Annotated in this window: 9 protein-coding genes and 2 pseudogenes; 5 read left to right on the top strand and 6 right to left on the bottom strand. The window is 71.2% G+C overall.

The window, feature by feature from the left end; all coding sequences use genetic code 11:
- Window positions 1-135: 135 nt before the first annotated feature.
- A pseudogene (locus EAO75_RS06855) lies at window positions 136-1252 on the top strand (adenosine deaminase); the annotation flags it as partial.
- Window positions 1253-1273: 21 nt separating this feature from the next.
- Here the strand turns inward: EAO75_RS06855 and EAO75_RS06850 are convergent.
- Window positions 1274-1477 (bottom strand): annotated as a pseudogene (locus EAO75_RS06850) (hypothetical protein); the annotation flags it as partial.
- Between EAO75_RS06850 and EAO75_RS06845 the strand changes: the two are divergent.
- Entirely contained in the window at window positions 1451-2155 is a 705-nt protein-coding gene (locus tag EAO75_RS06845) for a glycerophosphodiester phosphodiesterase (RefSeq protein WP_410092214.1), read from the top strand. The pseudogene EAO75_RS06850 and the gene EAO75_RS06845 sit on opposite strands and share 27 nt — an antisense overlap.
- A gap of 134 nt (window positions 2156-2289) precedes the next feature.
- Here EAO75_RS06845 and EAO75_RS06840 read toward each other — a convergent pair whose 3' ends face one another.
- The gene (locus EAO75_RS06840; protein ID WP_147994055.1) at window positions 2290-3948 is read right to left on the bottom strand and encodes an RNA polymerase sigma factor; all 1659 of its coding nucleotides are present in this window, start codon (window positions 3946-3948) and stop codon (window positions 2290-2292) included.
- A 297-nt stretch (window positions 3949-4245) separates the two neighbouring features.
- On the opposite strand from EAO75_RS06840, the gene EAO75_RS06835 reads away from it, so the two are divergent.
- The gene (locus EAO75_RS06835; RefSeq protein ID WP_261989162.1) at window positions 4246-5409 is read left to right on the top strand and encodes a serine hydrolase domain-containing protein; all 1164 of its coding nucleotides are present in this window, start codon (window positions 4246-4248) and stop codon (window positions 5407-5409) included.
- On the opposite strand, the gene EAO75_RS06830 is transcribed toward EAO75_RS06835, so the two are convergent.
- Window positions 5399-5935, bottom strand: a complete 537-nt coding sequence (locus EAO75_RS06830; protein ID WP_147994053.1) for a hypothetical protein — start codon at window positions 5933-5935, stop codon at window positions 5399-5401. The genes EAO75_RS06835 and EAO75_RS06830 overlap by 11 nt on opposite strands.
- Window positions 5936-6058: 123 nt before the next feature.
- On the opposite strand from EAO75_RS06830, the gene EAO75_RS06825 reads away from it, so the two are divergent.
- Window positions 6059-7411: a diacylglycerol/lipid kinase family protein gene (locus tag EAO75_RS06825; RefSeq protein WP_147994052.1), complete on the top strand. Its 1353-nt coding sequence runs from the start codon at window positions 6059-6061 to the stop codon at window positions 7409-7411.
- Between the two features lie 56 nt (window positions 7412-7467).
- On the opposite strand, the gene EAO75_RS06820 is transcribed toward EAO75_RS06825, so the two are convergent.
- Window positions 7468-8016, bottom strand: a complete 549-nt coding sequence (locus EAO75_RS06820) for a TetR/AcrR family transcriptional regulator (protein WP_147994319.1) — start codon at window positions 8014-8016, stop codon at window positions 7468-7470.
- Between the two features lie 112 nt (window positions 8017-8128).
- Between EAO75_RS06820 and EAO75_RS06815 the strand changes: the two genes are divergently transcribed.
- Complete coding sequence (locus tag EAO75_RS06815; RefSeq protein ID WP_187284322.1) at window positions 8129-9136, top strand: NADP-dependent oxidoreductase; 1008 nt, start codon at window positions 8129-8131, stop codon at window positions 9134-9136.
- 37 nt (window positions 9137-9173) lie between these two features.
- On the opposite strand, the gene EAO75_RS06810 is transcribed toward EAO75_RS06815, so the two are convergent.
- Window positions 9174-10364, bottom strand: a complete 1191-nt coding sequence (locus tag EAO75_RS06810; protein ID WP_147994051.1) for a spermidine/putrescine ABC transporter substrate-binding protein — start codon at window positions 10362-10364, stop codon at window positions 9174-9176.
- Between the two features lie 177 nt (window positions 10365-10541).
- Window positions 10542-11981 carry a gamma-aminobutyraldehyde dehydrogenase gene (locus tag EAO75_RS06805; RefSeq protein WP_147994050.1) on the bottom strand — a complete coding sequence of 480 codons (1440 nt, stop codon included), beginning with the start codon at window positions 11979-11981 and terminating at the stop codon, window positions 10542-10544.
- Between the last annotated feature and the right edge of the window lie 94 nt (window positions 11982-12075).

The following is a 12075-nucleotide window of genomic DNA, read 5'->3' as shown; positions in this document are numbered from 1 at the left end:
GCGAGACGAACCCCCCGGCGGCCGCCTCCCCCGATACTTCCGGCGCTTCCGGCGTCTGCGCGTCGTCGGACATGCGCGGGACCCCCTCTTTCGTACGTCCCGTCATGCTAAGGCCCTGGCCTTTCCGGCGCGGCCCCGGCCTACGATGATCCCGAGTCACCGATCAGCCGATCACCGCGTCCCGCCGGGCAGGAACCGCACCGACGGACGCCGTTCCCGGGGAGGAACCTTGACCGACCATCTCGTCGACGCCCGCGTCCCGCGCGATCTGCACGCCTTCATCGCCGGACTGCCCAAGGCCGAACTGCACGTCCATCACGTCGGCTCCGCCTCCCCCCGCATCGTCGCGGAACTCGCCGCCCGCCACGCCGACTCCAGGGTCCCCACCGACCCGGAGGCCCTGGCGGACTACTTCACCTTCACCGACTTCGCCCACTTCATCGAGGTGTACCTGTCCGTCGTGGACCTGATCCGCACCCCGGAGGACGTCCGGCTGCTGACCTACGAGGTGGCCCGTGACCTGGCCCGCCAGCAGGTGCGCTACGCCGAGCTGACCATCACGCCGTTCTCCTCCACCCGTCGCGGCATCGACGAGCGCGCCTTCATGGCGGCGATCGAGGACGCCCGCAAGGCCGCCGAGGCCGAGTTCGGGACCATGCTGCGCTGGTGCTTCGACATTCCCGGCGAGGCGGGTCTGGAGGCCGCCGAGGAGACCGCGCGGCTCGCCACCGACGACCGGGTGCGCCCCGAGGGCCTGGTCTCCTTCGGGCTCGGCGGGCCCGAGATCGGCGTACCGAGGCCGCAGTTCAAGCCGTACTTCGACCAGGCCGTCGCCGCCGGGCTGCACTCCGTACCGCACGCCGGTGAGACGACCGGCCCGGAGACGGTCTGGGACGCCCTGACCCATCTGCACGCCGAGCGCATCGGGCACGGCACCAGCTCGGCGCAGGACCCGAAGCTGCTCGCGCACCTCGCCGAGCACCGGATCCCGCTGGAGGTGTGCCCGACCTCCAACATCGCCACCCGCGCGGTCCGCACGATCGACGAGCACCCGATCAAGGAGTTCGCGAAGGCCGGGATCGTCGTCACCATCAACTCGGACGACCCGCCGATGTTCGGCACCGACCTCAACAACGAGTACGCGGTCGCCGCCCGCCTCCTCGACCTCGACGAGCGTGGCCTGGCCGAGCTCGCCAAGAACGCCGTGACCTCGTCCTTCCTCGACGAGCTCGGCCAGGCCACGCTCGTCGAGGTCGAGGAGGCGGGCGGCGACCGCGTACTCGTTGTTGAGGTCGGTGCCGAACATCGGCGGGTCGTCCGAGTTGATGGTGACGACGATCCCGGCCTTCGCGAACTCCTTGATCGGGTGCTCGTCGATCGTGCGGACCGCGCGGGTGGCGATGTTGGCGCACTCGCGCACGACGTCGGCGATCCGGCGCGCGGCCCGCACATCGGGCGGGCCCGGCAGATCGAGCATCACCCGGCTGCCGTCGCMCACCGCGGCGACCCCTACCGTGTCCGCGAGAACACGCTGGACTCCCTGCGCTCCGCGCTCGCCCTGGGCGCGGACGCGGTGGAGATCGACGTACGGCTCACCAAGGACGGCGTGCCCGTGCTGCTGCACGACGAGACGCTGAAGCGGCTGTGGGAGCAGGACCGGCCGCTGCGCGCGCTGTCGGCGGCCGAGGTGCGGGGGCTGACGGAGGGCGGGGTGCCGACGCTGGCGGAGGCACTCGCGGTGTGCGACGGCAGCCGGGTGATGCTCGATCTGCCGGGCCCGCCCGATGTGCGGGCCGCGCGCCGGATCGCCGACGTCGTGCGCGAGTGCGGGGCCCAGGACCGCGTGTACTACTGCGCGGACGCCTCCGCCATGCTCGCCGTGCGAGCCGCCGACCCGGCCGCCGAGATCGCGCTGACCTGGACGACGCTCGCGCCGCCGCGCCCCGCGCTGCTGGACGCGGTGCGCCCGCGCTGGCTCAACTACCGCTTCGGCCTGGTCGACCACGCCCTCGCCGAGCGCGTCCACCGGGGCGGCCATCTGCTCTCCGTCTGGACCCCGGACACCCGGCGCTCCATGCGCCGCCTGCTGGAGCTCGGCGTCGACTCGATCACCACGAACCGTCTCGACGTCCTCCTCGGCCTGCGCGGCGGCTAGGCGCTCCGCCGGACGTGCCGCGTCATGTCGTCGCTCGGCTGCGGCGCCTTCGTGGCTGGTCGCGCCCACCCGGCGGAGCCGCACATCGAGACCGTCCCGCGCCCCTGCGGGGCGTTGGCTGACCCGCTCAGCCGCTACACGCGTGAGCGTTGCGCCACCGTCGCCGGATCGGTGGGCGTCTCGCGGGTGACGTACTGCGGGACCGGCGCGGTGTCCTTGCCGGTGTCGCGGACCAGGCCGTAGCGGATCACTCCCTGGTCGGGGCCGGTCCGCACGTCCTTCTCGGCCTCCTCCCAGGTGGACGGGAAGACGATCACGCCGTAGTCGGCGCCCCGTTCGTTCTGGTGGAGGGTGACCGAGCCGTCGACGTAGAAGTACTCGTTCTGCCACATCTGCTGGGTGCCGTCCGGCAGGACCGTGTAGCCGGTGGCGGGGCCGCCCATCCCGGTGGTGTCGGGTCCGGTGGTGTCGTCCATACGGCGGCCGCCGCCGGACGCGACATGGAACAGCTCGCCCTTGAGGCCGGTCCAGGTCGGCATGACCAGCGCGCCGGGCCGCGACTGCGGGGAGATCTGCCAGCGCACCAGGACATAGCCCTGGCCGCTGAGCGTCACCGCTTCGCCCCGGTGCTGCATGACGGCCTTCGCGCCCCAGGTGCTGGTGACGCCGGACTCGGGGCGGTGCGGCAGGGCGGCCGGCTCGGCGTTCGGGTCCGGGGCCCGGTCGACGGCGTCGACGACCGTGCCGTACAGCTCGGCCTTCCGCGTCTGTGACGGCGACGGGGACGGTGAGGGCGTGGCCGTCGGTGTCCCGGGCGGGGTGGGCGACGGCGGGCGGGCCGTGCTCGATGCCGTGGGTGCCGTCGCGCGCGGCGGGCTGTCCGGCGGCTGCGTCACGACGTAGGCGCCGCCCGCGACGAGCGTCGCGCCGGCCGTCACCGCCACGGCGGGCTGGGTGAGGGCGGCCATCACCTTGGCGGACCAGCCGACGGAGGTCGCCGCCGCCGCGACCGCCGTCTTGCCGCCGAGGGCCAGGGAGAGGGTGAAGCCGACGGGGACGGGGACGAGCGCGATGCCGACGAGGAGGCGTTCGGCCGGTACGACGGCCTCGCGGGTGTCGCCGCAGTAGCCGCAGCCCCTGATGTGCCGGGCGAGCCGCTTGCGCCAGACCGAGTCGGGGCGGCCGCTGAAGCGGGCGGTCAGCTCGCGCAGGCCGGGGCACGCGCCGTCGAGCGCGCGGACGATGCCGCGGGCGGTCTCCAGCCGCTCCTTCAGACGCTGGACGCGCACCGCCGCGTGCTGTCGGCTGATTCCGGCCGCGGCGGCCAGTTCGCGCCGGGTCAGCTCGCCCGCGACCTCCAGCCACCACAGCGACAGCAACTGCCGGTCCTCCGCGTCCAGCCAGCGCACCGCCTGCGCGACCTCGCGCCGCTGGCCCTCCAGCTGAAGCCGCAGCACGGTGAGTTCGGCGAAGTCGGTGGCCTCGTGCGCGGCGGACTCGTCGAGGTGCGCGGGCTGTCTGCGGCGGGCCCGGTCCCGGATCTGCCGCATGGCGATGGCGACGAGCCAGGAGCGGAAGCTGTCCGGGTCCCGCAGCGAGCCGAGGTTGTCGACGGCGCGCAGCATGGTCTCCTGGACGACGTCGTCGACGTCGGCATGGCCGTTCAGGGCGCGCCCGACCACGTTGTAGACCAGCGGCAGCCAGCCCTCGACCACCTCGTCGAGCGCCTGCCGGTCACCGGCCTGCGCCGCCGCGATGGTGGAGCGCCACTGCCGGCCGGCTGCCTCGTCCACGTAGGTCCTCTCCTGGGTCGTGCGCTGCCCGCACGCACTTTCTCAGCCCGACCAGCACTGTTGGCTATGTCGACGGTCACATTCCGCTTGGGGTAGTGGAGACGCGGTGAAGTGCGGGGCGATAACACTTTTTCGGCGCGCGAGGGCCCGTAGGGGCGATCCCCGGCAACACCCTTGTTTTGTACGGCAGTTGCTCCGGGCCCGGTCAGGGTCCGAACCCCTCCGCACCGACGATCCGGCCGGGTCCCTACCGCCCCGACGATGATCACGGACATCCCACCGACCCAGGAGCCGCAGATGCCCGCACGCCCGTTTCCCGCCCTCGTCACCTCCGCGATCGCCCTGACCCTGACCGCACTGCCGCTTGCCGGGACCGCCTCCGCGCGGCCCGCGCCCCCGTCGTCCTGTTCCCCGCAGGCGATCGAGACCGCTCCGAAGGACGGTCCCGACGTCAAGGCCCTGTGCGCCGCGCTCGCCGGACTGCCCGACAACGACGCGACGGCGGCGCTGATCCGGGTGGGCGGCAAGGGGAGTTGGCACGGGTCGGCCGGGGTGCGCGACCTGAGAACCGGGGCGCCGGCGATCGAGAACGCCCGCTTCCGGGCCGGTTCGACGACGAAGATCGTGACCGCCGCGCTCGCGCTGCAACTCGCGGCACAGGGGCGGATCTCCCTCGACGGCACGGTGCAGCAGTACCTGCCCGGCCTGCTCACGAAGGACTTCGCGCCCATCACCGTACGGCAGTTGCTGAACTTCACCAGCGGGCTGCGGCCGGGGGCGTCGCTCGGCGAAACCACCGAGGAGATGTACCCGCGCCGCTTCGAGACCCTGACGCCTGCCGAAGTCGTCGCCGGGTCCGTCGCCAAGGGGCCGGACCCCGAGTACGGGCCCGGCGAGCGGCAGGTCTACGGCAACATCCACTACACCGTGCTGGCCATGCTGATCGAGAGGGTTACCGGCGACTCGTACGCCCACCAGGCGGCCGTACGGATCTTCCGGCCGCTCGGCATGCGGCACACGTCGTTCCCCGCAGGCCCCGACCCCCGCATCCACGGGCCCCACAACCGCGGGTTCGAGTGGATCGACGGCGAGCTGGTCGACGTGACCGACTGGAACATGTCCGACCGGTGGGCGGCCGGCGACATGATCTCGACGACCGCGGATCTCGAACGGCTGTTGGTGGGCGTGTTCAGCGGGCGGGTCGTACCCGAACCGCAGCTCACGGAGATGTTCGCGGTGCCGAACGCGGTCGACGCCACGATGGGCGCCCCGTTCTCGCCGTTCAAGCTGAACGGCCGGACGGTCTGGGCGAAGACGGGATCCCGCCCCGGCTACCACACGGTCGTCGCGGCCACCCGAGACCTGTCCCGCACCGTGGTCTACTCCGTCAACTCGACCGACGCGCGCGGCGACGGCGAGGCCATCGCCCGGCGTTTCGCCTTCCCCGCGTTCAACCGCTGACGGCGGCGGCAGCGGCCGGAGGTGCCGACGGCGTCGTCAGTGCCTCCAGCCGCTTGATCTTCTTCCGTACGACGTACAGCGGGATCACCCCGAAGACGCCGAACGACATGTCGATGACCGTCCACCAGAAGGGGATGTCGCGGATGGGCCCGCAGATCAGAGCCAGCGGGATGATGCCCGCGCAGGCGATCATCCCGAACTCGACGACCCAGATGTTGCGCACCGGGTCGCGGTACGGCCCGTAGAAGGCGACCGCGATGACGAGGTGGGCGAAGGCCAGCCAGTCCGTGCCGTAGAGCAGGAAGGGGTGGTCGGCGTCGGCGGCGTCGAGCCCGCGCCGGACGCGCTCGATCCAGTCCATGAGGCCGGGGAGGTGCTCCGGCACGGACAGGCTGCGCAACAGGTCCTCGGTCCAGCGCAGTTCGTGGACGAGGGGGAAGGCCGTGGCGCCGCTGAGCACCAGACAGACGACGAAGAAGGCCAGCCAGACGCGGATGCCCTTGAGCAGGGCGGCTCTGTCGCTCATGGGGGTAGCGTACGCCAGGAGTTGAACACGTTCAAAAGTGACCCCCTCCTGCAGCCGAACCGACCGCCACCATGCGCTTCGCGCCGGGCCGGCCCTACGATGTCCGCCGACGAGGGAGGACGCATGGGCCTGGACCTGAGCGACCGGGCGTACCGGGAGCAGCGGTGGGCGGCGCGGACGGCGCTCGCCGCGGCGGGGCTCGCGGTGCTGGTGCCGCTCGCCTACGGCGGTGTCGGCGGGCTCCTGCTGCTGGTGGCCGGCGCGGCGGGCCTGGGGCTCAGCGCGGTCGCGTTGTGGTGGACGCTGACGCTGCGCGGGCCGGTGCGCTGGGTGGCGGGCATGGTGGCGCTGGCGGTGCCGGCCGCGGTCATCGCCCTGTTCGCGGCCACCCTCTTCTGGGCGCTGCTGGTGTCCGTGGCACTGTGGACGGTGGCCGTGTGGAGCGGCCGGTACGCGCTGCGGGGCGCCGGGGGCTCCCGGGTGCGGGTGATGCGGGAGCGCAAGGCACCGCCGCCGCGGCGGCCGTACCTGATCATGAACCCGCGCTCCGGCGGCGGGAAGGTGGGCCGCTTCTCGCTCCAGGAGAAGGCCGAGCGGCTCGGCGCCCACGTCATCCTGCTCGACGAGGACCATCACCAGGACGTCACCGCCCTCGCCCGCAAGGCCGTGGCCGAGGGGGCGGACCTGCTGGGCGTCGCCGGCGGCGACGGCACCCAGGCGCGGGTCGCGGCCGTCGCCGCCGCCTACGACATCCCGTTCCTGGTGATCAGCGCCGGCACACGCAACCACTTCGCCGTGGACCTCGGCCTCGACCGCGACGACCCGGCGGCCTGCCTGGACGCCCTCACCGACGGCGTGGAGCTGCGCGTCGACCTCGGGTACGCGGGCGGCCGGCCCTTCGTCAACAACGCGTCCTTCGGGGCGTACGCGGCCATCGTGCAGAGCCCCGGCTATCGCGACGACAAGATCGGCACCAGCCTGGAGCTGCTGCCCGACCTGCTCACGCGCCAGCAGGGCCCCACGCTGACGGCTCGTGCGGCGGGCCGGACGCTCAGCGCTCCGCATGCCGTGCTGGTCAGCAACAACCCGTACCGCACGGGCGATCCCTTCGGGTTCGGCCGCCGCGACCGCCTCGACGCCGCCGTCCTGGGCGTCCTCGGCATCAGGGTGGACAGCGCGGCCGAGGCCGCCGCCCTGCTCCTCGACCCCGAGCCGGACGGCCTCACCATCCTCACCGCCCCCGAGGTGATCATCGAGGCCGACCGTCCGGAGATCGAGGCCGGCCTCGACGGCGAGGCCCTCGTCCTGCCCGCTCCCGTCCACTGCCGCATCACCGCCGGCGCCCTGCGCGTCCGCGTCCCCCGCAAACGCCCCGGCGTCCCGCAACGCCCGCCCAGCCTGGACTGGCGACGCCTGCGGAAGCTGGCGGCGACGGTGGGGCGGACGGCGGTGCATCGCCGGGGACCCACTCTGTGATCGAGCCCGTGTTCCGGGTGACGCCTCAGCAGACCGGGCCGAACTGACCCCCTCGCTCACCCGCTCGTCAGAATCGCGCCCGCGACAACCCCGAAGAGCCGATCGGCGCGTGGCGCGAGCGAGGGTTGATCGCCGAGCCACGCGAGCATGGCGATCAGCGCGAACAGATCGTCGCCGTCGATATCGTCGCGCGCCACGCCGGCCGCCTGGGCACGCGCGAGGAGCCGCGCGCCGGCTGCGCGCAGAGTGACGCACGAAGCGTGGAGTGCGGATTCGGTGTCCTCGATGGCGGCCGCCATCAGCACGGTCACGCCCCGGTATTCGGTCGTCCACGCGACGCAGTCCCGCAGCCACGAAGCGAGAGCGTCTCCGGGCGAGCTCGACGTCTCGAACTCGCCCGCCTTCGCCGTCAGTTCGTCGAAGCTCGTGCGGAGCAGGGCATCGAGCAGCGCCTCGCGGGTCGGGAAGTGCCGCAGCAGCGTGGCGAGTCCGACATCGGCCCGGCGCGCGATGTCACGCAGGGACACGTCGACGCCTTGCTCGGTGATGGCGGTGCCCGCTACGGCGAGCAGCTGGTCGCGGTTCTTCCTGGCGTCGGCTCGCATCTGTCTCTCTTGACTATCCGGATCAGTGGTCCATATATTCGGATCAGTGGTCCACTTATATGGATCGCTGATCCGGATAAGCGTATCCCGCAGGGCATGGGCAGGAGAAACGATGTCGACAGACACGATGAGGGCCATCCGGCTGCACGAGCACGGGGGCCCTGAGGTTCTGCGTTACGACGAGGTGCCGATGCCCGAGCCGGGGCCCGGCGAGGTGCTCGTTCGCGTATCGGCGGTCGGCGTCAATCCTCCGGACTGGTACGTGCGCGGCGGGCTGACCAGCATGCCCGGGACGGAATCGACGCTCAGCCTGCCGGCGATTCCGGGGACGGACGTGTCGGGCGTCGTCGAGGCCGTCGCCGAGGACGTGGACGCCTTCGCCGTAGGTGACGAAGTCTTCGGCCTCCTGCGATTTCCCAGCTTCGACGGCAGCGCATACGCCGAATACGTGGCCGCACGCGCGTCGGACCTCGCACTCAAGCCGGCCGGCATCGACCACGTGCACGCCGCCGGGGCGCCCATGGCAGGGCTCACCGCGTGGCAGTACCTGATCGAGCTCGGACACGACCGCCCCTCGCCCTTCCAGGAGGCACGGCATCGCCCGGCACCGCTCGACGCCGGCACGACAGTCCTCGTCAACGGCGCCGCGGGCGGCGTGGGGCACTTCGCGCTACAGCTGGCGAAGTGGAAGGGCGCACAGGTCATCGCGGTGGCGTCGGGCGCTCACGAGTCGTTCCTGCGCGAACTCGGCGCCGACCGGTTCATCGACTACACGATGAGTCGTCCCGAGGAACTCGTGCACGACATCGACCTCGTCCTCGACACCGTCGGCGGCCCCCACAGCAGGCGCTTCCTGCACACACTCAAGCGCGGCGGCTTCCAGTTCCCCGTGTTCCCCGGGGACTTCGACGAGGAAGAGACCGCGAAGCTGGGCGTCACGGTCTCGATCACTCAGGTCCGCTCCAACGGCGCGCAGCTCGCCGAACTGGGCCGCCTGCTCGACGCGGGCACGGTGCGCGTCGGGATCGACAGCACGTTTGCGCTCGCGGATGCCCGCGCGGCGCACGAACGCGCCGCCCGAGGGCACATCCAGGGCAAGATCGTGCTCACGGTCGTTTAGGAACGAGCAAGCCGCCCTCAGAAGGGAGCCCGCCGCCCTACAACCCCGCGATCGCGTTCCACCGCTTCGCGAACTCCACCCGCTCCTCAGACGTGATGTCCCGCGCGATCGCCAGGCGTCGGCGCATCGCCCGGTCCGGGAAGATCAGCGGGTCCTCGGCAAGCGCGGCCGTGTCCTCGTCCTTGGAGGACGCGAGGATGTCCTGGGCCGCCGGGACGGGGCAGACGTAGTTGACCCACGTGGCCAGTTCGGCGGCGACCTCCGGCTCGTAGTAATAGTCGATCAGCCGCTCGGCGTTGGTCTTGTGGCGGGCGAGGTTGGGGACCATCAGGGACTCCGACCACAGCTCGGCGCCCTCCTCGGGGACGACGAAGCGGATGTCGGGGTCGTCCGCCTGGAGTTGGATGACGTCGCCCGAGTACGCCTGGCAGGCCAGGACGTCGCCGCTGGACAGGTCCTTGATGTAGTCGTTGCCGGTGAAGCGGCGGATCTGGCCCCGGTCGATCTGCTTCTCGACCTGGTCACAGATCGTGTGGAAGTCGTCCGCCGTCCACCGCGTGATGTCGACGCCGTTGCCCTGCATGAGCAGCGCGAAGGCCTCGTCCAGACCGGAGAGGAGCGTGACCCGGCCCTTGAGGTCGCTCGCCCACAGGTCGGAGACATGGCGGATCTCGCGGCCCAGCCGGCGGCGGTTGTACGCGATGCCGGTGATGCCGGACTGCCACGGCACGGTGAACTTCCGTCCGGGGTCGAAGGCCGGTGAACGCAGCAACGGGTCGAGGTACTTCGTCACGTTCGGCTGGTGCGCCCGGTCCATCTCCTGCACCCAGCCCAGCCGTACGAACCGGGCGCACATCCAGTCGCTGATGACGATGAGGTCGCGGCCGGTGCGCTGGTGGTTCATCAGAGCGGGGCTGATCTTGCCGAAGAACTCGTCGTTGTCGTTGATCTCCTCGACGTAGTCGACGGAGATGCCCGTGCGCTTCTGGAAGGCTTCGAGCGTGGGCCGGCGGGTCTGGTCCGCGTCGTCGGTGTCGATGTACAGCGGCCAGTTCGCCCAGGTGAGCCGCTTTTCGGTGGCGGAGACATCGGTGGCGGCCCGGTCGGCGGCCGACACGTAGGCGGGCCGCACACCGCAGCCGGCGAGCCCGCCGATCAGGGTTCCCGCACCGAGGGTGCGCAACAGGGTCCGACGGGACAGCGGAGAGTTCATCGGTGGGAGGGCCATGGCCGCAGCATGCCGCCGCCACCGAGGGCCGGGCAATGGACGCCCCGTCGAGCGGAACGGCACCCGACGGACAGGTTGTCGATCAGAAACACCACAGCCCCGGACGGCACTTGACCCGTCCGGGGCTGCAACATGGCCAGGGGAGCGACCCGCACATGCGCCCCCTCAGCCGCGGAACTACGCGTCCAGGGACGTCATGACGTGCTTGATCCGCGTGTAGTCATCGAAGCCGTACGCCGAAAGGTCCTTGCCGTACCCGGACTTCTTGAACCCACCGTGCGGCATCTCCGCGACCAGCGGAATGTGCGTGTTGATCCACACGCACCCGAAGTCCAGCGCCTTGGACATCCGCATCGCACGCCCGTGGTCCTTGGTCCACACAGACGACGCGAGCGCGTACTCGACACCGTTCGCCCACTCGACGGCCTGCGTCTCGTCCGAGAAGGACTGCACGGTGATGACCGGCCCGAAGACCTCCTTCTGGATGATCTCGTCGTCCTGCTTCAGCCCGGACACGACGGTCGGCGCGTAGAAGTAGCCCTTGTCACCGACCTGGTGACCGCCGGCCTCGACCTTGGCGTGGGCGGGCAGCCGCTCGATGAACCCGGAGACCTGCTTGAGCTGGTTCGGGTTGTTGAGCGGGCCGAACAGCACGTCCTCGTCGTCCGGCTGACCGGTCTTCGTCTCGGCGGCGGCCTTGGCCAGCGCCGCCACGAACTCGTCGTGGATGGCCTCCTGCACCAGCACGCGCGTGGCGGCCGTACAGTCCTGCCCGGCGTTGAAGAAGCCCGCGACGGAGATGTCCTCGACGGCCTTGGCGATGTCGGTGTCCTCGAAGACGACGACGGGCGCCTTGCCGCCCAGCTCCAGGTGGACCCGCTTGAGGTCCTTGGAGGCGGACTCGGCGACCGACATACCGGCCCGCACCGAACCGGTGATGGAGGCCATCGCCGGAGTGGGGTGCTCGACCATCAGGCGCCCGGTGTCACGGTCGCCGGTGATGACGTTGAAGACACCCTTGGGCAGGACCGAACCGATGATCTCGGCGATCAGGACCGTCGACGCGGGGGTCGTGTCGGACGGCTTCAGGACGACCGTGTTGCCCGCCGCGAGAGCCGGCGCGAACTTCCATACGGCCATCATCATCGGGTAGTTCCAGGGCGCGACCTGCGCGCAGACGCCGATCGGCTCACGACGGACGATGGAGGTCAGGCCCTCCATGTACTCACCGGCCGAGCGGCCCTCCAGCATGCGCGCCGCACCCGCGAAGAAGCGGATCTGGTCGACCATCGGCGGGATCTCCTCGGACCGCGTGAGTCCGATCGGCTTGCCCGTGTTCTCCACCTCGGCCGCGATGAGCTCCTCGGCCCGCTCCTCGAACGCGTCCGCGATCTTCAGCAGGGCCTTCTGTCGCTCGGCGGGGGTCGCGTCACGCCAGGCGGGGAAGGCACGCGCGGCGGCCTCCATCGCGGCGTCGACGTCCGCCTGTCCGGACAGCGGCGCGGTCGCGTACGCCTCGCCCGTCGCGGGGTTGACCACCTCGGTGGTCCGTCCGTCGGCGGCGTCCCGGAACTCACCGTCGATGTAATTGCGCAGACGACGCAGCTCGGTGCTCACTGCCGGCCTCCTGTCAGGTAGAGCTGTCCATTCTCTGAGACACCCACCCTAATCGGCTCTCCCACGTTTTCAACACCCCCACTGGCGCCACATC

The sequence above is a fragment of the Streptomyces sp. UW30 genome, assembly GCF_008042075.1.
Classification (GTDB): Bacteria; Actinomycetota; Actinomycetes; order Streptomycetales; family Streptomycetaceae; genus Streptomyces.
This window is presented reverse-complemented; position numbering and strand designations above follow the sequence as displayed.

Bases quoted from the DNA above. Each gene is read 5' to 3' on its own strand.
- EAO75_RS06815 (WP_187284322.1), top strand. From the start codon at position 8,129: ATGTCGACAGACACGATGAGGGCCATCCGGCTGCACGAGCACGGGGGC.
- EAO75_RS06825 (WP_147994052.1), top strand. From the start codon at position 6,059: ATGGGCCTGGACCTGAGCGACCGGGCGTACCGGGAGCAGCGGTGGGCG.
- EAO75_RS06830 (WP_147994053.1), bottom strand. From the start codon at position 5,935: ATGAGCGACAGAGCCGCCCTGCTCAAGGGCATCCGCGTCTGGCTGGCC.
- EAO75_RS06820 (WP_147994319.1), bottom strand. From the start codon at position 8,016: ATGCGAGCCGACGCCAGGAAGAACCGCGACCAGCTGCTCGCCGTAGCG.
- EAO75_RS06835 (WP_261989162.1), top strand. From the start codon at position 4,246: ATGCCCGCACGCCCGTTTCCCGCCCTCGTCACCTCCGCGATCGCCCTG.
- EAO75_RS06810 (WP_147994051.1), bottom strand. From the start codon at position 10,364: ATGGCCCTCCCACCGATGAACTCTCCGCTGTCCCGTCGGACCCTGTTG.